Source organism: Streptomyces tendae (genome assembly GCF_014650435.1).
Lineage (GTDB): Bacteria > Actinomycetota > Actinomycetes > Streptomycetales > Streptomycetaceae > Streptomyces > Streptomyces tendae.
Map to the genome: position 1 here is coordinate 92,689 of NZ_BMUY01000005.1, position 20,182 is coordinate 112,870.

Annotated in this window: 19 protein-coding genes; 11 read left to right on the top strand and 8 right to left on the bottom strand. The window is 72.9% G+C overall.

What is annotated here, in order from left to right; genetic code table 11:
- The first annotated feature begins 112 nt into the window (after nucleotides 1-112).
- A complete protein-coding gene (locus tag IE258_RS15225; RefSeq protein WP_189743755.1) occupies nucleotides 113-1,120 on the top strand; it encodes a PaaX family transcriptional regulator in 1,008 nt (335 codons plus the stop codon).
- Between the two features lie 16 nt (nucleotides 1,121-1,136).
- Here IE258_RS15225 and IE258_RS15230 read toward each other — a convergent pair whose 3' ends face one another.
- Complete coding sequence (locus tag IE258_RS15230) at nucleotides 1,137-1,592, bottom strand: MarR family winged helix-turn-helix transcriptional regulator (protein WP_189743757.1); 456 nt, start codon at nucleotides 1,590-1,592, stop codon at nucleotides 1,137-1,139.
- Nucleotides 1,593-1,721: 129 nt separating this feature from the next.
- Here IE258_RS15230 and IE258_RS15235 point away from each other — a divergent pair, with 129 nt between their 5' ends.
- From IE258_RS15235 to IE258_RS15255, 5 genes are all read left to right on the top strand, one after another.
- Nucleotides 1,722-2,633 carry an SDR family NAD(P)-dependent oxidoreductase gene (locus IE258_RS15235; RefSeq protein ID WP_189743759.1) on the top strand — a complete coding sequence of 304 codons (912 nt, stop codon included), beginning with the start codon at nucleotides 1,722-1,724 and terminating at the stop codon, nucleotides 2,631-2,633.
- Between the two features lies 1 nt (nucleotide 2,634).
- Nucleotides 2,635-3,522 carry an amidohydrolase family protein gene (locus IE258_RS15240; protein WP_189743761.1) on the top strand — a complete coding sequence of 296 codons (888 nt, stop codon included), beginning with the start codon at nucleotides 2,635-2,637 and terminating at the stop codon, nucleotides 3,520-3,522.
- A 37-nt stretch (nucleotides 3,523-3,559) separates the two neighbouring features.
- On the top strand, nucleotides 3,560-5,098 hold the full coding sequence (locus tag IE258_RS15245; RefSeq protein ID WP_189743763.1) for an acyl-CoA synthetase: 1,539 nt from the start codon (nucleotides 3,560-3,562) through the stop codon (nucleotides 5,096-5,098).
- A 55-nt stretch (nucleotides 5,099-5,153) separates the two neighbouring features.
- Entirely contained in the window at nucleotides 5,154-5,615 is a 462-nt protein-coding gene (locus tag IE258_RS15250) for a MaoC family dehydratase (protein ID WP_189743765.1), read from the top strand.
- Between the two features lie 236 nt (nucleotides 5,616-5,851).
- Entirely contained in the window at nucleotides 5,852-7,258 is a 1,407-nt protein-coding gene (locus IE258_RS15255; RefSeq protein WP_189743767.1) for an MFS transporter, read from the top strand.
- A gap of 42 nt (nucleotides 7,259-7,300) precedes the next feature.
- On the opposite strand, the gene IE258_RS15260 is transcribed toward IE258_RS15255, so the two are convergent.
- The 4 genes from IE258_RS15260 to lnt all read right to left on the bottom strand — a co-directional run bounded on the left by IE258_RS15260 (nucleotide 7,301) and on the right by lnt (nucleotide 12,278).
- Nucleotides 7,301-9,205, bottom strand: a complete 1,905-nt coding sequence (locus IE258_RS15260; protein ID WP_189743769.1) for a helix-turn-helix domain-containing protein — start codon at nucleotides 9,203-9,205, stop codon at nucleotides 7,301-7,303.
- 56 nt (nucleotides 9,206-9,261) lie between these two features.
- Nucleotides 9,262-10,062, bottom strand: coding sequence for a 3-hydroxybutyrate dehydrogenase (locus tag IE258_RS15265; protein WP_189743771.1), 801 nt, complete (start codon nucleotides 10,060-10,062; stop codon nucleotides 9,262-9,264).
- 54 nt (nucleotides 10,063-10,116) lie between these two features.
- Nucleotides 10,117-10,596 (bottom strand): NUDIX hydrolase, encoded by a 480-nt coding sequence (locus tag IE258_RS15270; RefSeq protein WP_189743773.1) that lies wholly within the window; start codon nucleotides 10,594-10,596, stop codon nucleotides 10,117-10,119.
- 68 nt (nucleotides 10,597-10,664) lie between these two features.
- Nucleotides 10,665-12,278 (bottom strand): apolipoprotein N-acyltransferase, encoded by a 1,614-nt coding sequence (gene lnt, locus IE258_RS15275; RefSeq protein ID WP_189743775.1) that lies wholly within the window; start codon nucleotides 12,276-12,278, stop codon nucleotides 10,665-10,667.
- Nucleotides 12,279-12,577: 299 nt separating this feature from the next.
- Between lnt and IE258_RS15280 the strand changes: the two genes are divergently transcribed.
- Nucleotides 12,578-13,585, top strand: a complete 1,008-nt coding sequence (locus tag IE258_RS15280; protein ID WP_189743777.1) for an O-antigen ligase family protein — start codon at nucleotides 12,578-12,580, stop codon at nucleotides 13,583-13,585.
- A 32-nt stretch (nucleotides 13,586-13,617) separates the two neighbouring features.
- Here the strand turns inward: IE258_RS15280 and IE258_RS15285 are convergent, their stop codons facing one another.
- Nucleotides 13,618-14,160 (bottom strand): hypothetical protein, encoded by a 543-nt coding sequence (locus IE258_RS15285; protein WP_087810825.1) that lies wholly within the window; start codon nucleotides 14,158-14,160, stop codon nucleotides 13,618-13,620.
- Nucleotides 14,161-14,239: 79 nt separating this feature from the next.
- The gene (locus IE258_RS15290; protein WP_189743779.1) at nucleotides 14,240-15,025 is read right to left on the bottom strand and encodes a glutamate racemase; all 786 of its coding nucleotides are present in this window, start codon (nucleotides 15,023-15,025) and stop codon (nucleotides 14,240-14,242) included.
- A gap of 39 nt (nucleotides 15,026-15,064) precedes the next feature.
- Here IE258_RS15290 and IE258_RS15295 point away from each other — a divergent pair, with 39 nt between their 5' ends.
- Nucleotides 15,065-16,327 carry a glycosyltransferase gene (locus tag IE258_RS15295; protein ID WP_189743781.1) on the top strand — a complete coding sequence of 421 codons (1,263 nt, stop codon included), beginning with the start codon at nucleotides 15,065-15,067 and terminating at the stop codon, nucleotides 16,325-16,327.
- 16 nt (nucleotides 16,328-16,343) lie between these two features.
- On the opposite strand, the gene IE258_RS15300 is transcribed toward IE258_RS15295, so the two are convergent.
- The gene (locus IE258_RS15300) at nucleotides 16,344-17,663 is read right to left on the bottom strand and encodes a TerD family protein (RefSeq protein ID WP_189743783.1); all 1,320 of its coding nucleotides are present in this window, start codon (nucleotides 17,661-17,663) and stop codon (nucleotides 16,344-16,346) included.
- A gap of 295 nt (nucleotides 17,664-17,958) precedes the next feature.
- Between IE258_RS15300 and IE258_RS15305 the strand changes: the two genes are divergently transcribed.
- The 3 genes from IE258_RS15305 (at nucleotide 17,959) to IE258_RS15315 (ending at nucleotide 20,095) form a co-directional block, all read left to right on the top strand.
- On the top strand, nucleotides 17,959-18,402 hold the full coding sequence (locus IE258_RS15305) for a DUF6643 family protein (protein ID WP_189743785.1): 444 nt from the start codon (nucleotides 17,959-17,961) through the stop codon (nucleotides 18,400-18,402).
- A gap of 42 nt (nucleotides 18,403-18,444) precedes the next feature.
- On the top strand, nucleotides 18,445-19,272 hold the full coding sequence (locus tag IE258_RS15310) for an MOSC domain-containing protein (protein WP_189743787.1): 828 nt from the start codon (nucleotides 18,445-18,447) through the stop codon (nucleotides 19,270-19,272).
- 217 nt (nucleotides 19,273-19,489) lie between these two features.
- Nucleotides 19,490-20,095: an Rv1733c family protein gene (locus IE258_RS15315; protein WP_189743789.1), complete on the top strand. Its 606-nt coding sequence runs from the start codon at nucleotides 19,490-19,492 to the stop codon at nucleotides 20,093-20,095.
- Nucleotides 20,096-20,182: the final 87 nt, after the last annotated feature.

The following is a 20,182-nucleotide window of genomic DNA, read 5'->3' on the forward strand; positions in this document are numbered from 1 at the left end:
AGATCCGCGTCATTGTCGGTATCGTTGCCGAGCGTCGCACGAGGTGTCGCCTATGACAAGAGTCGTGCGATACTTCGGTGCGACGCGAAGGCCATCGAGGAACCGAGGTGCCATGGGGAAGGACCCGCGGAAGGCCGAGCTGCCCCGGGCTCAGACCGGGGCGGAGCCCCAGCTCCTGCTCACCTCCCTGCTGGGCGACTTCTGGTACTGGCGGAATGAGCACATTCCGGCCACCGCGCTGGTGCGCCTGCTCGCCGACTTCGACGTCACCTCCGACGGTGCCAGGGCGGCCATGCGCCGGCTCGTGGCCCGCGGCCTGCTCGACACCTCGCGCAACGGACGCACGACGGCGTACGGCATTCCGCCGCGCACCTCGGAAGTGATCGTCGAGCGCACGCACCGGATGCTGACGTTCGGCACCGTCGCGCCCGAGTGGGACGGGCAGTGGACGGTCGTGGCGTTCTCCGTTCCGGAGCAGGCCCGCAGCCTGCGCACCAGCCTCCGCTCCCGGCTGCGCGTGCTCGGTTTCGCCGCCCTCTACGACGGGCTGTGGGTCTCCCCGCACGACCTGGGCACCGAGGCGCAGGAGTTGCTGCGCGACCTCGGCATCGCGACCGCGACCGTCCTGCGCTGTGCCACCGTCCCCGGCGGCCCCGCCGAGGGCGATCCGGTGTCCGCCTTCGATCTGACGGCGCTGACGAAGGAGTACCGCGCCTTCATCGACCGTTACGCCTCGGTCCTCGACCACCTGGACGCGGGCCGGATAAGCCCGGCGGAAGCGCTGCGGACCCGCACCGAACTGCGGGTCGCCTGGCGGAACTTCCCGGAGAGCGACCCGGACCTGCCGGCGGTGCTGCTGCCGCAGGAGTGGGACCGGCCCCGCGCCCAGCAGGTGTTCGTGCAGATCTACGACCGCCTAGGCCCGCTCGCCGAGCTGCGCTTCCGGCAGATCCTCGCCACGGTCTCCCCCGAGCTGGCCGAACTGGCCTCGCACCACGACTCGGCCGCCGTCTCGGAGCTGTACGCCTCCCTGGGCGACCGCAGGGCCCACGGCGACACCCCCTTCGAGCGGGCCGCGCGGGCGCGCAGGCTGGACGAGGTGAAGCGCTCCGGGCCGTGAGCGCCGCGGCGGTACGTCAGGACAGTGACCGGTGCGCGCTCTTCAACGCGTCCCGGAACCGCTCGACGTCGGCGGGCACCAGTTCACCGACCATGCGCTCCTCGAGGCGCCGGGCCGGCTCGGCGTAGTCGGCGAGGAGTCTGCGCCCGGGGCCCGCGAGCCGGATGACCTTCTCGCGCCGGTTGCGCGGGTGCGGCTCGCGCCGGACCAGGCCGCGGCTCTCCAGCGCACGGACCATGTCGGCCATCGACTGGGCGGTGACGAAGGAGTCGCGCGCGAGCTGGGCGGCGGAGACGCCGTCGTGCCGTTCGAGCACGGTCAGCGCGGTGTACTGCAGGGCGGTGACCCCGGCCGGCTTGAGCATCTCCTCCAGGCGGGCCCGTACGACGAGTTCGGCCCGCTTGATCAGGTAGAGCAGGGAAGGCCCCGCCTCGGCCTCGTCCACTGCCGCCGGCCGTGCCGCCTCGGTCATGCCGTGCCTCCGTCGCCGCCCGTTCGGTCTCTCACGACGATCCACCCTAAGCCATTGACAGGATTCCTGATGAATGAGAACACTGGAGCCAACCAACAGGATTCCTGTCAATCAAGGAGTGGGGCTGCCATGGACCTGAACGGCAAAGTCGCCGTCGTCACCGGAAGCGGACGCGGGCTGGGACGGGCCTACGCCGAGGCGCTCGCGGCGGCCGGTGCCTGCGTCGTCGTCAACGACGTGGACGCGGAGGTGGTCGACGCGGCCGTCGCCGCCATCACCGAGGCGGGCGGCAAGGCGGCCGGCGCGGTGGCCGCGGTCGGCGACAGCGAGGCGGCCGAGCTGCTGACCGAGACGGCGGTACGCGAGTTCGGACGCCTCGACGTCCTCGTCACCAACGCCGGAATCCTGCGCGACCGGGTGCTGTGGAAGATGACCGACGACGACTTCGACGCCGTGGTCAAGGTGCACCTGCGCGGCACCTTCACCTGCGCCCGCGCCGCCGCGGTGCGGATGCGCGAGCAGGGCGAGGGCGGCCGCATCGTGCTGATCTCCTCCCCCGCGGGCCAGCGCGGCAACTTCGGGCAGACCAACTACGCCGCCGCCAAGGCAGGCATCGTGGCGATGGCCCGCACCTGGGCCATGGAGCTGTCCCGCGCGGGCATCACCGTGAACGCGGTCGTGCCCGTCGCGGCCACCGAGATGACCAAGACCGTTCCGGCGTTCGGGCCGGTCATCGAAGAGGCCGAACGCACCGGCGCCCCGCTCCCCGACTGGCTGCGCAAGGACGAGGGCCTCGGCACCGTGGAGGACGTGGCGAGCCTCATCACCTTCCTCGCCTCCGACGGCTCCAAGGACGTCACCGGCCAGGCCATCGGCATCGGCGGCGACCGGCTCGCGCTGTGGTCGCACCCCGCGGAGAAGGCGGTCGCCTTCGCCGACGGCGGCTGGAGCGCCGACACGATCGCCGAGCAGTGGCACGAGGGCGTCGGCGCCGAGCCCGAGACATACGGCATCCCCGCCCCGAAGGCCCCGGAGGCCTGAGATGAGCGACCAGGCGATCGACGTCGCCGCGCTGACCGCGATCGACGTGCACACCCACGCGGAAATCTCCAAGAGCGGTCACGGCGCGCTGAGCCCCGAACTCTTCGGCGCCTCCGAGGAGTACTTCAAGGCACACGGCCACCGGCAGCCGTCCATCGACGAGATGGCCGCGTACTACCGTGAACGGAACATGGCGGCCGTGGTGTTCACCGTGGACGCCGAGCACGCCACCGGACACCCGCGCATCGCCAACGAGGAGGTGGCCGAGAGCTGCGCCGAACACGGCGACGTGCTCATCCCGTTCGCCGGCATCGACCCGCACAAGGGCCGGGCGGGAGCGCGCGAGGCCCGCCGCCTGGTCGAGGAACACGGGGTCCGCGGGTTCAAGTTCCACCCCAGCATCCAGGCGTTCTCCCCCGACGACCGGATGGCGTACCCGCTCTACGAGGCGATCGAGGAACTCGGTGTCCCCGCCCTGTTCCACACCGGGCAGACCGGTATCGGCGCCGGCGTCCCCGGAGGCGGAGGCATCCGGCTGAAGTACTCCAACCCTATGCTCGTCGACGACGTGGCCGTGGACTTCCCCGAACTGCGGATCATCCTGGCCCACCCCTCCTTCCCGTGGCAGGACGAGGCGCTGGCCGTCGCGACGCACAAGCCGCACGTGTACATCGACCTCTCGGGCTGGTCGCCGAAGTACTTCCCGCCGCAACTCGTGCGGTACGCCAACTCGCTGCTGCAGGACAAGGTGCTCTTCGGCTCGGACTACCCGGTCATCACCCCCGACCGGTGGCTCGCCGACTTCGAGAAGCTCGACGTCAAGCCCGAGGTACGGCCGAAGATCCTCAAGGACAACGCCGCCCGGCTGCTCGGCCTGGTCACGGACTGAAAGCCAACGATTCTGAAGCCTGCACAAGGAGGGCGCCGTGCTGAACCAAGGCATCGGTTCCTGGCCCGCACGCCGGGCCCGCAAGACACCTGAGCGCACGGCGATCGTGCACCAGGACACGGAGCTGACCTACCGGGAGCTGTACGAGCGTGTCCTGCGGCTGGCCCACGCCCTGCGCTCACTCGGGGTGGACCGCGGGGACCGGGTCGCGTACCTCGGTCCCAACCATCCGTCGTTCCTGGAGACGCTGTTCGCGGCCGGGGTGCTCGGCGCGATCTTCGTGCCCCTCAACAGCCGGCTGACCGCACCGGAGCTGACGTACCAGCTCACCGACTCCGGCAGCACCGTCCTGGTGCACAGCGCCGGGCACACCGCGACGGCGGCGCAGGCATCGGCAGGTGCGGACGGTGCGGTCCGGCACCGCATCACCCTCGGCGCGGCCGGGGAGGGCGCCCTCGGTTACGAGGAACTGCTCGCCAACGGCGGCACCGGAGGACTGGACGAGGCCGTCGCCCCGGACGACCCGTGCATCATCATGTACACCTCCGGGACGACGGGACGCCCCAAGGGGGCCGTGCTCACCCACGCCAACATCACGTGGAACAGCGTCAACGTCCTCGTCGACACCGAACTCGGCGGCGACGAGGTGACGTTGGTCGTCGCCCCGCTCTTCCACACCGCCGGACTGGGCATGACCTGTCTGCCGACCCTCCTCAAGGGCGGTCGCGTGGTGCTGCTGGAGAGCTTCGAGGCGGCACAGGTTCTCGACGTCATCGAGCACCGACGGGTGACGTACATGTTCGGCGTCCCGACCATGTACGACGCGATGGCCGCGCAGCCGCGCTGGGCCGAGGCCGACCTTTCCAGCCTGCGCTCGCTGAACTGCGGCGGGGCGCCGGTGCCGACGCGCACCATCGAGACCTACCTGGCGCGCGGCCTTACCTTCAGCCAGGGGTACGGCATGACCGAGGCCTCCCCCGGCGTGCTCTTCCTGGACCGGGAGCAGTCGTCCGCGAAGGCCGGGTCCGCCGGGGTGCCGCACTTCTTCACCGACACCCGCATCGCCCTGCCCGACGGACGTGACGCCGATCCCGGGGAGCGTGGCGAGGTCCTCGTGCAGGGCCCGAACGTCATGCGCGCCTACTGGCGCCGGCCCGAGGAAACCGCGGCGGCCTTCACCGACGACGGCTGGCTGCGCACCGGCGACGTCGCGCGGACGGACGACGACGGGTACGCCTACATCGTCGACCGGGTCAAGGACATGTTCGTCTCCGGCGGGGAGAACGTGTACCCGGCCGAGGTGGAGGACGCGCTACTGGGCCATCCTTCGGTGGCCGAGTGCGCGGTCGTCGGGGTGCCGGACGCCGTGTGGGGCGAGGTCGGCCACGCGGTCGTGGTCCTGGCCGGCGGGGCCAGGGCCGACGCCTCCGAAATCCTCGCGCACCTGCGGGGCCGACTCGCCAAGTACAAGATCCCCAAGACCGTCGTCTTCGCTCCCGGGCTGCCCCGCACGGCCTCGGGGAAGATCGTCAAAACCGCCGTGCGCGAGACCTACGCGCCCCGGCGCACCACCTGACACCCGTCACCCGACACCTGACGTTTGACACTCGGCACTTGAAAGGCAGCGTTCCATGACGACCACCACCGCCCAGGGCCTCAACGGCCTCATCGCCCTCGCCGGCCGCGACCTCGGCCGTACCGACTGGCTGGAGATCACGCAGGAGCGGGTGAACACCTTCGCCGACGCCACTGACGACCACCAATGGATCCACACCGACCCGGAGCGCGCCAAGAGCGGCCCGTTCGGCGGCCCCATCGCCCACGGCTACCTCACGCTCTCCCTCGTCATCCCGCTCTTCAGTGACCTGCTGGAGATCCAGGACGTCTCGATGAGCGTCAACTACGGCCTGGAGAAGGTCCGCTTCCCGAGCCCGGTACCGGTCGGCTCCAGGATCCGGCTCCACGGCACGGTCGAGGAGGTCAAGGAGGTCAAGGGCAACGGCGTGCAGATGCAGCTGACCTTCACGGTCGAGGTCGAGGGCAATGCCAAGCCCGCGTGTGTGGCGGAGGCCGTGTACCGGCACTACGCCTGAGTGCCCGGTAGGACCCCTTGGCCGCAAGATCAGAGGCACGCAAGTGACCTTCCATCAGCAGACGACGACTTCGAGTCGACCAATCCCCAGATGCCAGGTCCCGCGAGCCGGCATGGTGGCCGCGCGCATAGCCGACCCTCGAACTATGTTGCCCCGCCACATGTGCGCCTGACCTGCGGGGTTTCTACGGTGTGGCGACACCCAACGTCCCCGCAGATCCCCAGGAAGTGGTGCCGATGTCGTCGCCCGCAACCGCTCCACCAGCCCCGAACAACCTCAAGCGCATCGTCGCCGCGTCCCTCATCGGCACCACCATCGAGTGGTACGACTTCTTCCTCTACGGCTCCGCCGCCGCGCTCGTGTTCAACGAGTTGTTCTTCCCGGACTCCGACCCGCTGGTCGGCACGCTGCTGTCGTTCCTGACCTATGCCGTCGGGTTCGCCGCGCGGCCGGTCGGGGCCCTGGTGTTCGGGCACTACGGTGACCGGCTCGGGCGCAAGAAGCTGCTGGTGCTGAGCCTGTTGATGATGGGCGGGGCGACGTTCGCGATCGGGCTGCTCCCCACCCATGCGACCGTCGGCACGGCCGCTCCCGTGCTGCTGACCGTGCTGCGGCTGGTCCAGGGTTTCGCCCTCGGCGGTGAGTGGGGCGGGGCCGTGCTGCTGGTGTCGGAGCACGGGGACGCGCGGCGGCGCGGGTTCTGGGCGTCGTGGCCCCAGACCGGGGCGCCGGCCGGGCAACTGCTCGCGACCGGTGTGCTGTCGCTGCTGACCGCCGTGCTGTCGGACGCCGCGTTCAACAGCTGGGGCTGGCGGATCCCGTTCCTGCTCTCCGGGGTCCTGGTCATGGTCGGTTTGTGGATTCGTCTGTCTGTCGATGAATCACCGGTCTTCAAACAGGCGTTGGCGCAGGCGGAGTCGCGGAAGGCGAAGGCCGAGCCGCTCCCGCTGGTCGCCGTGGTGCGGTACCACTGGCGCGACGTGCTGATCGCCATGGGCGCGCGGATGGCGGAGAACATCAGTTACTACGTCATCACGGCCTTCATCCTCGTCTACGCCACGTCTGCGGCCGACGTGTCCAAGCAGACCGCGCTCAACGCGGTGCTGATCGCGTCGGCCGTGCACTTCGCGGTCATCCCGGCGTGGGGCGCGCTGTCGGACCGGATCGGCCGGCGCCCGGTGTACCTGCTGGGCGCGGCCGGCGTCGGGCTGTGGATGTTCCCGTTCTTCATGCTGATCGACTCCGGCGACTTCGGCAGTCTGCTGCTCGCGGTGACCGTGGGACTGGTGCTGCACGGCGCCATGTACGCGCCCCAGGCGGCCTTCTTCTCCGAGATGTTCGCGACCCGGATGCGTTATTCGGGGGCGTCGATCGGCGCCCAGTTCGCCTCCGTGGCGGCGGGTGCGCCGGCGCCGCTGATCGCCACCGCGCTGCTGTCCGAGTACGACAGCTCGACGCCGATCTCCCTGTATGTCATCGCCTCGGTCGTACTGACGCTGATCGCCGTGGGCGTGGCCCGTGAGACCCGGCACCGGGATCTCGCGGAGGTCGACCCCGTTCCCGGTGACGGAGACGGAGACGAAGACGGAGACGGGAGCGGTTCGGTGGCCGACTCCCGTGCGCAGCGGGCGCGCACCGTCTGAGCCGCCCGGTCTCCGGCCCCCGTACGCCGGTGCGTGCGGGGGTCAGCGCCGTGTCGGGGCCGACAACCGGTGCAGCTTCAGGGCCAGTTGTATCTCCAGCGCACGCTCGGGGCTCTGCCAGTCCTCGCCCAGGAGCCGGCCGACGCGCTCCAGGCGCTGGGCGACGGTGTTCACATGGACGTGCAGGGCCTCCTTCGTGCGGGCCGGGCTCATCCCGCAGGAGAAGTACGCGTCGAGGGTACGCACGAGTTCCGTGCCGCGCCGCTCGTCGTAGGCGACGACCTGGCCGATGGTGCGCTCGACGAACCCGGGCACGTTCTGGTCTCCGGCCAGCAGCAGGCCCAGGAAGCCGAAGTCCTCGGCCGCCGCGCCGTCCCCGCACCGGCCCAGCAGACGCAGGGCGTCCAGACAGCGTCCTGCCTCGGTGTGGGCGGCGGCCACGGCGTCGGGGCGGGCGGCGAGGTCCCGCACGGGGGCGGAGGCGCCGACGGTGACGGCCTCGTGGACCGCCCGGCCCAGGTGCCGGGCGGTGCGGCGGGCCAGGTCGGTGGCCTCGTCCCCGTCCTCCAGCGGCAGCAGCAGTACGGTGCCGCCGTCCCGGGCAGCGGCCAGGCCGTGCCGGGTCGCGGCGAGGTGGGAGGCGGCGGCCCACAGGCGCCGGCGCGCGACCGCCTCCTGGTCGGCGTCGGCCGCGGTGGCGTCGAGGCGGGCGACGAGGACGACATGGGCGGCGGAAAGGTCGGCGTGCAGCCGTCGGGCCCGGTCGTCGAGCAGGCGCGGATCGCGGTCCCGGGCGTCGAGCAGGTCGTCGAGGAGCTCGCCGCGGACGCGCTGCTCGGCCTCGGCGGCGGAGCGGCGGGCCAGCAGCAGCAGGGAGGTGACCATCGCGGCGCGTTCCAGGGTGAGCTGGTCGACGGGGTCGAGGCCGGGGTGGCCGCGCAGGACGAGGGCGCCGAACAGCTCGTCGCCCGCGGCGACGGCGGCGATCCAGTCGTCCTTGTGCCGCACCACGTGTCCGTCGGCGCGGGACGCCTCCAGCGCGTACTCCGGTGCCGCGGCGGCGTCGGTGAACTCCACGGTGCCGTCCAGGACCTGCGAGACGGCGGCGGCCACGTCGTGCACCCCGCCGCCGCGCAGGACGAGCTCGGCGAGCCGGTCGTGGACGTCGGAGGCGCGCTCGATGACGCCGCTGCGGTCCCGGATGATCTCGTTGGCCCGTTCCAGGCCGGCGAGGGCGGAGCGGGTCTCGGCGAGCAGGTTCGCGGTGTCGATGGCGGCGGACGCGAGGGCGGCGAAGGAGCCGAGCAGGGCGATCTGCTCGCGTTCGAAGACCCTGGCCCGCCGGTCGGCGGCGAAGAGCACGCCGATGACGTGGTGGCCCAGCATGAGGGGTACGCCGAGGATGGCGACCAGGCCCTCGTCGCGCACGCCCGCGTCGATGGTGCCGGTGTGCTGGAAGCGGGCGTCCTTGAAGTAGTCGTCGGTGACGTAGGGGCGGGCGGTCTGGGCGACCAGGCCGCCGAGGCCCTCCCCCATGCCGAGCCGCAGTTGCTGGAAGCGGGCGGCGACCGACCCCTCGGTGACCCGCATGTAGGTGTCACCGCGCTCCGGGTCGTGGAGGCTGAGGTAGGCGACGTCGGTGCCGAGCAGGGAGCGGGCCCGCTGCACGATCGCCCGCAGTACGGCGTCCAGGTCACGCAGTCCGGCGAGGTCGTGGGCGGTCTCGAACAGCGCGGACAGCTCGGCCTCGCGCCTGCGTCGGCCCTCCAGCTCCGAGCGCACCCGCAGCGCGAGGTGCTTGGCCCGTTCGAGCGCGTCGATCCGATCGGCCGGTCCGCCCTCGGCACGGGCGAGCAGCACGGGCTGCTCGTAGGCGTCGGCGGAGGCGCCGCGGGCCAGCAGCTCCAGGAACGGCGTCTCGGCGGACTGCGCATGATCGCGGGACATGCTCACAGGATTCCCCATCACCCGTCCGTCCCGGCAGCCCTGTGGAAAACCCCGGCTCAGTGCGCGGTCCAGCCGCCGTCCAGGACGAGTGAGGTGCCCGTGAAGCTGGCCGCGTGCGGGCCGCACAGGTACGCCACCGCTTCGGCGACCTCGTCGGGTTCGATCAGCCGCCGTACGGCGCTGTCCCGCAGCAGTACGTCGGAAAGCACCTGCTCCTCGGGGACCCCGTGCGCCCGGGCCTGGTCGGCGATCTGCCGCTCCACCAGCGGGGTGCGGACGTAGGCGGGGTTCACGCAGTTGGAGGTGACGCCGTGGGCGGCGCCTTCGAGGGCGGCCGTCTTGGACAGGCCCTCCAGACCGTGCTTGGCGGAGACGTAGGCCGCCTTGTAGGCCGAGGCGCGCAGGCCGTGGACGGAGGAGATGTTGACGATGCGGCCCCAGCCCTGCCCGTACATGTGGGGCAGCGCGCCGCGGATCAGCCGGAAGGGGGCCTCCAGCATCACGGTGAGCACGGTGTGGAAGACGTCCGGCGGAAACTCCTCCAGGGGCCGCACCAACTGCAGCCCGGCGTTGTTCACGAGGACGTCGGTGCCGGCCGCGGCGCGTTCGGCGGCGTCCAGGTCGGTCAGGTCGAGGACCTGCGGCTCGACACTGCCCGCGAGGTCCCCGCAGCTTCCGGCGAGCGCCTCGAGACCGGCGGCGTCCCGGTCGATCGCTCTGACCTCGGCCCCGGCGGCGGCCAGCCGCAGCGCGCAGGCGCGGCCAATGCCGCCGGCGGCGCCGGTGACGAGGGCGGTGCGGCCGTGGAGGTCGAGCGAGGCGGCGTGGGGGGCCTGGAGGACGCTGGGCGAGGTCATGTCCCGACCCTAGGCAGCGCCCACCCCGTCCCCCATGTGGGCACGCCCCATACTTCAGACGGAACCAGTGGGTTCGAACCATGTGGGGGCGTCGGACATGGCCTGCTTGACCCTGGTCTGCCCGAACTCCTTGATGTCCGGCAGCGCGTCCACCGCGAACCAGCCCACCTCCAGCGACTCGTCGTCGTTGACCCGGGCCTCGCCGCCCACGGCCCGACAGCGGAAGGTGATGTCCATGAACTGGCAGACGTCACCGTTGTCGTAGGTGACCGGCTGCAGCGCCTGCACGAGGACCAGCCGCTCGACGACGCACTGGACGGCGGTCTCCTCCTCGACCTCGCGCACGGCACAGGCCGCGGGCTGCTCCCCCGGCTCCGGGATGCCACCGATCAACGACCAGCGCCCGTTGTCGGACCGTCGGCCGAGCAGCACTCTGCCCTCGTCGTCGAAGACGACGGCGGTGACTCCGGGGAGCCACAGGAGCTGGTGTCCGGCCGAGGCGCGCAGGTCGCGGATGAAATCGGGAGTAGCCATGGGCCCGACCCTAACGGGACGGGTGGGCCGCTCCCGCCGATGTCACGGGGCGTGCGGCGGGCGTACGGCTACGCGTCGCGGGCGCGCCGACCGCGCACACCGACACCGACAGCCCAGCCGAGCCCGCCGGCGGCGACCAGTACCAGGGCGATCTCGGGCGCCACGCCGAGGCGGGTGGCGGGCGTCTCGGAGGAGCGCAGGGGGACCTCCTGGACCAGGGAGTCCGCCACGAACATGCCGGTCTTCTGGGTGATCCGGCCGTCCGGCATGATGATCGCGCTGACGCCGCTGGTCACCGGGACGGTCACGGTCCGGCTGTGCTCGACCGCGCGGATCCGGGACATGGCGAGCTGCTGGTAGGTCATCTCGCTGCGGTCGAAGGTCGCGTTGTTGCTGGGCACGGAGATCATCCGGGCGCCGTCGGTGACCTCGGAGCGCACGGCCCAGTCGAAGGCCGCCTCGTAGCAGGTCACCAGGCCGACCTTGGTGCCGGCCATGGTGAACACACCGGGTTCGGTACCCCTGCTGAAGTCCCGGCTGACCATGGAGGTCCACTCGTCGTTGATCGCCCCGATGAGCGAGCGCAGGGGCAGGTACTCGCCGAAGGGCTGGATCTGCCGCTTGTCGTAGGTGTCGACGGGGCCCTTGTCCGGGTCCCACAGGATCTGCTCGTTGAGCAGCTTGCCGTCGCGTTCCACGACGCCGCCGACCGAGATGGGTGCGCCGATCGCCTTGGCGGCCCCGTCGATGATCCTGCGGGCGTCGGCGTTGGCGAAGGGATCGATGTCCGAGGAGTTCTCCGGCCAGAGGACGAAGTCGGGGCGTGCCACCTTGCCCGCCTTCACGTCGGCGGCCAGGCGCAGTGTCTCGCGCGCGTGGTAGTCGAGTACGGCCCGGCGCTGGGCGTTGAAGCCGAGACCCGCACGGGGCACGTTGCCCTGGACCACGGCGACGGTCGCGGTGCCGTCCTCCGCCTCGTCGCTGACCAGCGGCCGGGCGGCCACGGCGCCCACCACGGGCACGGCAACCGCGAGCAGGGCCACCGCCGCGGCCCCGCGGCGCACCTCGCCGCCGCTGCGCGCCCGGACGGCCAGGCGCACGGCTTCGCAGAGGCCGAAGCCGCACAGGACGACCGCGAAACCGAGCACCGGTGTGCCGCCGGCCGCGGCGAGCGGGAGGAACACGCCGTCCGCCTGTCCGAACGCGATCTTGCCCCAGGGGAAGCCCTCGAAGGGCACCCTCGCGCGTGCCGCCTCTCCGGCGGTCCACAGCGCCGCCGCCCACACCGGCCACCCGGGCAGCTTGGACACCGCGGCGACTCCCGCGCCGACGGCCGCCACGAAGAGTGCCTCGATCGCGGCCAGGGCGAGCCAGGGGCCGGGGCCGACCTCCACGCCGGTCCACACCAGCAGGGGCAGCAGGAAGCCGAGGCCGAAGAGGTAGCCGAGGCCGAGGCCCGCCTTCCAGCCACGGCCGCGCAGCACCCAGCCGAAGACGGCGAAGGCCGGCAGCGCGAGCCACCACAGGGTGCGCGGCGGGAAGCTGACGTAGAGGAGCACTCCGGAGAGCGCCGCGGCGGCGGCCGGGACGAGGCGCACGAGCCGTGCGGCGGCCCGGGAGGCGGGCGTGGTCCGCGGCTGTGTCCGGTCCGACTCGCCGACGGAGGTTGCGGTGGCTGTCACCCCCCGGAGTGTACGGCGGGTGACCTGGCCGCGGACAGGACGGTCCGGGGACGCCGGGGGCCGTGCGGAGCCCGTGCCGCATCGTTTCGCCACAACCGGGTGCCGACCGGTCCCCAATCCGCCGACCAGCCGTTACGGTGTGGCCGAGCCCCGGTCGCCGGCCCGATTCCGCCGGGCGGCGGGGGCCCGTCAGGTCGGGGGCGACGCGGGCGGGGGGCACGGTGGGTGCGAGGGGGACGGCGTCTGCGGCCGATGCGGTCGCGGACGGCGAGAGACGCGGCGGCGCGGACACGGCGGGGATGGTGGTCCTCGCGGCCTGCGCCTCCTGGTCGCTGATCACCGCTGCCGCGCGCGACGGGCGCCCGGAGGGCGTGCTGCTCGCGGTGCTGGCCGTGGCCGCCGGTTACGCCGCGGGACGGATCGGCGGGGCACTGCTGCCGGTCGCCGCGCCCGGTGCGGCGGCGCTGGCCGGGGTCGCCCTGACGGTCGCCGTCCCGCATCTCGCGCCGGGGCCGCGGATCACCGCACCGCTCGGGCACGCCGGTGCGACGGCCGCTCTGCTCGCGCTGTCGGCGGGTGCCGCGTGCTGCGGGGCATGGGCCGGCGGGGTGCCGGCCGTGCGGGTCGCGTTACGGCTGCTGGCCGTGGGGATCGCCGTGACCGCGGCCGTACTGGGCTCGGTGGTCGGTTGTGTCGCCTGTGTACTGGTGCTGCTGTGCTCGCTCGCCGCGGGGCGCGTCCGCCGGCGCGGCGCGGGAATCGCCGGGCTGGGTCTGGCCGCGGGCCTGGTGACCGGCCTGAGCTGGGCGGTTCCGGGCGGCTTCGGGCCGGACGGGTTCGCCGCGTCCCTGGAGGGGCAGCTGACCTCCCATCGCGTCCGGTTGTGGAGCGACGCGCTGGACTTGCTGCGGGGGGACCCGGCCCTGGGGGTGGGACCGGGACGCTTCGGGGCGCTGAGCCCCACGGCCGCCGAGGCCCCGTCGCCGGACGGCCGGCCGCACTCGGCGGTGTGGCAGCAGGCGGCGGAACAGGGGGTGGTGGGTGTCGTGCTGCTGGCAGCGGCCTTCGGCTGGGTGCTGTACGCGCTGTGGCGCTCGCCGCGTCCCACACCGGTCGTCCTCACCGCCGGTGTGGCCCTCACGGCGCTCGCGGCGATCGCCGCCGTCGGCAACGCGCTGAGCTTCACCGCGGTGCCGCTGGGCGCGGGACTCCTCGCGGGACTGGCCACGGCCCGCCCCTTCACCGCGGAGGCGCCGCCGGCACGGTGCGCGGAGACCCGGCCGCGGGACGGCCGGCTGCCCGGCTGAGGACCGTACGGCCGGATCCCACCACGGGGCGTTCAGTGGGCCGGGCCCGGCGCCTTCGGACGCAGTCGGTCCTTGATGACCTGGACGGCCGCCTCCGCGTCGTCCACGGTGATCGTGAAGGTGTGGCCGTCCCCCAGCCGCAGGATCAGGCCCTCACCGCGGCGCACGACGACGGCCGTACCCCGCTCCGGGCGCCACCGGTAGCCCCAGCCGCCCCAGTGGCGCGGTGTGACGTGCGGCGCGAACTCGGCGCCGACGACGTGCGAAAGGGGGATGCGGCGGCGGGGCACGCCGATGTGGCCGCAGCGCACTTCGAGGCACTCCTCGTCGACTCTCAGCGCGACGTGCACGAACGCGAGCGTGCCGAACAGGACCAGCAGTCCCGCCGCGATGCAGCCGACCACGGCCATGGCGAGCGGGGCGACGCCGGACTCCCAGGCCGATTCGACGGCCAGGGCGATGCCGAGCGCCATGCAGGCGGCGCCGATGAGCGCCAGGAACCACTGGACCCGGCTGGTGGCACGGCCGGTCCAGACGTTGGGCTGCGGGACGGTCTCGCCGTGGCGATGCCTCATGGCTATGAGGTTACTCATGTTTCGCTGCGCGGGTACCTCGTCGCGCAGGGTGACTGGGCCGACCGGGCGGAACGGCGCGTCAGCCGGCCGGGGTGACCGCGCGCAGGAGCCGGCCCTCGTCGTAGGCCAGCGCGGGCGGGGGCAGGGTGCCCTCGCGTCCGCTCAGCAGGACGGTCAGGGTGCCCTCGGCCGGGGCGCCCGGCTCGGGGCGGGCTCCGATCCGGCGCAGCGCCTGGGCGGCCACCGCCCCGGCGGAACCGTGCAGGGCCAGGCGCGGGGCGTCGGGGCGCTGCACGGCCGCGCGGATGCGTTCGGCGACGAGTTCGTAATGGGTGCAGCCCAGGACGATGGTCGTCACGTCGCCGGGTGTGAGGGCGGCCGCGGCGGCCACGGTCTCGGTGATCGCCGTCTCGTCGGCGTGCTCGACGGCGTCGGCGAGTCCCGGGCACGGCACCTCGGTGACCGTCGCGCCGCCGGCGAAGTCCTCGATCAGGCGCCGTTGGTAGGGGCTGCCGGTGGTGGCCGGTGTCGCCCAGATCGCCACGGGGCCACCGCCGGCCGCCGCGGGCTTGATCGCCGGCACGGTGCCGATGACGGGCACCCCGGGCTCCAGCCGGGCGCGCAGGGCGGGCAGTGCGTGCACCGTGGCGGTGTTGCAGCCGACGATCAGGGCGTCCGGACGATGCGCGGCGGCCGCCTCGGCCACGGCGAGGGCACGGCGGGTCAGGTCCTCCGGCGTGCGCGGGCCCCAGGGCATTCCGTCGGGGTCCAGGGAGAGGATGAGATCGGCGTCCGGTCGCAGCCGCCGTACCGCGGCGGTCGCCGCCAGCAGACCGATTCCGGAGTCCATGAGCGCGATCTTCACCCGGCCACCATAGACGATGCGCCGTTACCGGCCGGTGCCGTGGGGCAGACTGCGCACGTGAGCGCCGATGTGTGGACTTCCGTCGTGACCGTCGTGGCAGCCCTCTCCCTGGCCACCTGGATGTGGCTGCTGCTCGCCCGGGGCTTCTTCTGGCGTACCGACGTCAGACTTCCGGCCCGGGAGGAGCCCGAAGCCTGGCCCTCGGTGTGCGTGGTCGTCCCGGCGCGCGACGAGGCGGCGGTGCTGCCCGCGAGCCTGCCGTCCCTGCTCGCCCAGGACTATCCGGGGCGGGCCGAGGTCTTCCTGATCGACGACGGCAGTACGGACGGCACGGGTGAGCTGGCGTGCGAGCTGGCCCGGCGGCACGAAGGACTGCCGCTGACCGTGGCCTCGCCCGGGGAGCCGCCCGCCGGCTGGACGGGCAAGCTGTGGGCGGTGCGGCACGGCATCGGTCTGGCACGCGCGCGTGAGCCGGAGTACCTGCTGCTGACGGACGCCGACATCGCGCACGCTCCGGACAGTCTGCGCGGCTTGGTGTCGGCAGCCGGCACCGGAGGTTTCGACGTCGTCTCGCAGATGGCCCGGCTGCGGGTGGAGAGCGTCTGGGAGCGGCTCGTGGTGCCGGCCTTCGTCTACTTCTTCGCCCAGCTGTACCCGTTCCGGTGGATCGGCGGCGGCCGCGCGCGAAGCGGGGACAGCAAGGGTCGCGAGGAGCGGAAGGCGACGCGCACGGCGGCCGCGGCGGGCGGTTGTGTGCTGCTGCGGGCCGACGCCGCCGAGCGGGCTCGGATCCCGGACGCCATCCGGCACGCCGTCATCGACGACGTGGCCCTCGCCCGCGCGGTCAAGGGCACCGGCGGCCGGGTCTGGCTGGGCCTGGCCGAACGGGTGGACAGCGTGCGTCCGTATCCGCGGCTGCACGACCTGTGGCGGATGGTCTCGCGCAGCGCGTACGCGCAGTTGCGGCACAACCCGCTGGTGCTCGCCGGTACGGTGCTCGGCCTGGCGCTGGTGTACCTGGTGCCGCCCGCGGCGGTGCTGGTCGGCCTGGCGGCGGGGCAGGGCCCGGCCGCCCTGCTGGGCGCCGCCGCCTGGCTGGTGATGGCGGGGACGTATCTGCCGATGCTGCGCTACTACCGGCAGCCCCTGTGGCTCGCGCCGCTGCTGCCGTTCACCGCGTTCCTCTACCTCCTGATGACGGTCGACTCGGCGGTGCAGCACTACCGGGGACGGGGCGCGGCCTGGAAGGGCCGCACCTACGCCCGTCCGGACGCCGTGCCCGAGGAGGGCCGAGCAGGCTGAGCGCCCAAGGGGCGGGTCATTTCCGGCCGGGTGTCCAGTTCATGCCCCAGCCGTAGGCGTAGTCGACCGTCCGCTGCGGGCTCACGCCGCGGTCCGGCACCAGGTAGCGGGCCTCGCGCTGGACGACGAGGTCGCTTCCGGTGTTGGTGATCAGCGCGAGGGCGCACACCGTCGAGGGCACGGTGCACTCGTCGAGCGAGAAGTCGACCGGGGCGCCGTACTGCGGCTGGAGGGTGACCGTGGCGTGCAGGTCGGCGAAGGAGCGGGCGCCCTCGTAGATGGTGACGAAGACGAGGATGCGCCTGAAGTACCGCTGGTGGTCGAGGCTGATGGTGAGGTTCTCGCCGGTCGACACGGCGCCGGTGCGGTCGTCGCCGTCGAGGTGGATGAACGGCGGCTGGTGCAGCGCCCCGAAGGCGTTGCCGAGCGCCTGGACGACGCCCTTGCTGCCGTCGCTCAGTTCGTACAGGCAGCACAGGTCGAGGTCGAGGTCGTCGTGCATGGCGACCGGGCGGCCGAGCTTGCGGGCCCAGCCCGAGAACTGCTTGCGCACCTGCCAGTTGAGGTTCACGCGCATGGCGCCGGAGGTGCCGCCCTGCTTGGTCAGCGAGACGGAGGGCGCCGCCTTGGTGAGCGTGACCTTGGTCAGCCGGACCGGTTCGGCGGACGGAGCGGGCGGCGCGGTCGCCGGTGGCGGTGGGGGCGCCGTGACGGGGTGGGCCGGCGGTGCGGGCGGGGCCGTCGGCGCCGGCTGGGCGGGCGCGGGCGGTGCGGGCGCGGGCGCGGGCGCGGGCGGGGTAGCCGGAGGTGCGTGCTGCGGTTCGTCCACCGAGATGCCGTAGTCCGTGGCCAGTCCCTCGAGCCCGCTGTCGTATCCCTGTCCGACGGCGCGGAACTTCCAGGCGCCCTGGCGGCGGTAGAACTCGCCGAGCACGAAGGCCGTCTCGACACTCGCGCCCGGGTTGTCGAAGCGGGCCACGACGGTGTTCTGCGCGGTGTCGCGCACCTCGATGTACAGATCGGGCACCCGCCCGAAGGGTCCGCCGTCCGAGGACGCGGCGAGGATCACGGTCTCGATCGCGGGCTCCACGCGCGCGAGGTCGACGAGCAGGCTGTCGGTCACCCGGCCGCCGGCGTCCCGCTTGCCCTCGTGGCGGACCGCTCCGGAGGCGTGGGCCGGCTGGTTGTAGAAAACGAAGTCCGCGTCGGACCGGACCTTGCCGCCGACCAGCAGGAGGGCGGAGGCGTCCGCGTCGGGTACGCCGGGTCCGGACCGCCAGCCCAGTTCGACCCGCAGTGCCGTGGCCGGCACCGGGGTGTTGGATCCTTTCGACATTGACATGTCCGCCCCCATCACGTGTCACCGAGCCGGGTGATCTCCCGGCGAATCGTCGAGTTCCTGACGCACAACCTATTCTCCGGGCCGCCCGCCCTTGAAGAAGAGTCCGGCAGAAGGTTCGGTCAACCGCCGGTAACCCGCCCGGAACTCGGCCTTTACCGCAAAATCGCGCGCCCCGACGCCCCTTTTTCCCAAGTTCGCTCGCATTGGGGATGCCCGGTCACTGCGGACACGGAAAACAACCCTCTTATCGGTCTCCCCAACCAGCACATCGTGGGCTTAACTTATGGCCATGACCTCCCCCCGCTCCACTTATGGCGGCGGCTACTACTCCGCCTCCTTCCCGGACACCCCGATCTACGACTCGCTCGTGGCCGAACGGGGCACACCGCAGATCGCCCCGATCCGGGTCCCCGCCGCGTACGACATGCCGAGCAGCAGCCATCTGCCCGCGCTGCCGTCCGCCCTGCCCGCCCTGCCCGCGGGCCCCTCGCAGCCCAACTACGGATACCCGCAGCAGGCCCCGCAGCCCGCCCCGCTGCAGCAGGCCCCCGCCGCGTACATCCCGCACCAGGCGACCGCGCCACGCGGATACCCCGGCCCCCAGCAGCCGCAGCAGCCCCGCCCGGCCGCGCCCGGCCCCGCGGGATACGAGGCGATGCGCCCCGCGGCTCCCCGGCCGGCCCCCGCGCCGTACCAGGATCCGTACAACCAGCAGCAGTACCGCGGCTACTGAGCCGTCCTCCGGGTTGTCGGTGCCACCTGGCACGATGACCCCATGGAGTACGCGCGACTGCAGTCGATCCACGTCCATCCGGTCAAGGCCCTGCGGAGCCTTCCGCTCCAGGAGGCCGTGGTGGAGCCCTGGGGGCCGGCCGGAGACCGACGCTGGATGCTGATCGACGACGGGGGAAAGGTCGTCACGCAACGCGGGCAGCCGCGCCTCGCCCTGGCCGCCGCCGAGCTCCTGCCCGGCGGCGGCGTACGGCTGTTCGCGCCCGGCACGGCGCCGTTGACGGTGCCGGTCCCGCGCGCGGTCGGCACCGTGACGGTGCAGATCTTCCGGGACAAGGTGGAGGCGGTCCCCGCCGACGACGAGGCCGCGCACGCCTGGTGCAGCGCGCTGCTCGGCACCGATGTCCGGCTGGTGCACCTGGACGATCCCGCCACCCGCCGCCCCGTGGACCCCCGGTACGCAACTCCGGGCGAGACCGTCTCGTTCGCGGACGGCTTTCCGCTGCTGCTGACCACCACCGCCTCGCTGGACGCCCTCAACTCCCTGATCGCCGGCGGCGAGCACGCGAACGAGGGCCCGCTGCCCATGAACCGCTTCCGGCCGAACCTGGTCGTCTCCGGCACCGAGCCCTGGGCCGAGGACACCTGGTCGCGCGTCGCCGTCGGCGAGGTCGTCCTGCGGGTCGCCAAGCCGTGCGGGCGGTGCGTGGTGACGACCACCGACCAGGGCACCGCGGACCGCGGCGCCGAGCCCCTGCACAGCCTCGGCCGGCACCGACGCATCGACGGCAAACTGGTCTTCGGGCAGAACCTGGTCCCCCTCGGCCGCGGCACGGTCCGGGTCGGCGACCCGGTGCGGATCGTCGAGTGAGGCGCCCGCGCTCACCCGGACCGTGCCCGGTTTCCGGACGAACGGCCCGGTAACGGGAACCCGGTACGGGTTCCGCGCGTTGGGGTTCGTGAGAGGTTCATGAGAACTCGGCCGTGACGGACCACGAGCGGGGACGGCGCGCCCCGTGGTCCGGTCCGCCCGGGATCCGCGTGAACGGCTCGACGGGGGTGGAGCGGAGCGGGAAGGGGGTCCGTGTGTGCGGGCGATCAGAGGTCTGTGGCGTTGGCGAGGCAATCCGCTGTGCCGCCCGAGCGACCTGGCCGAGGCCTGGCTGGCCCTGACCTCGCTGCTGCTGATCGTGTGCGTGGCGCCCCTGATCGGTGTGCTCGTGGGCGGCGCGGCGCAGAGCGCCCTCCAGCGGTCGGTGCGCGAACAGCACGAGATGCGGCACCGGGTGACGGCCACCGTGGTCCGGGCGTTGGAGCGTTCGCGCCTGACCGTCGACCCGGAGGGTGCCGCCGGCGAAGAGTTGCGCAGCCGGGTCCTCGCCGCCTGGACCGGGCCGGACGGCTCGCGGCACGAAGGCCCCGTCCTGGTGGGCATCGACCGCCCGGACAGCGGCGACCGGTTCGCGATGTGGACGGACGTGCGCGGCCGAGAGGTGGCCCGCCCGCTGGACTCCGCGACCGCGGCCACGCACGCCGTGCTCGCCGGGGTCGGCACCGCGGTGGCGGCCGCGGCGCTGGTGGAGGCCGCCCGGCGGATCGTGGTCTGGCGCATGGTCCGCCGCCGGTACGCGCGCCTGGAGCGGGAGTGGGAGCGGGCGGGACCGGACTGGGGCAGGACCGGGGCGGGCAGTTGACGGGCTTCGGCCTCCGGTCAACTCACCACCTGCGCGCACGCTACGGTGGACCGGCCGAACCGAATCGGCGACGACCCGCGTACGACG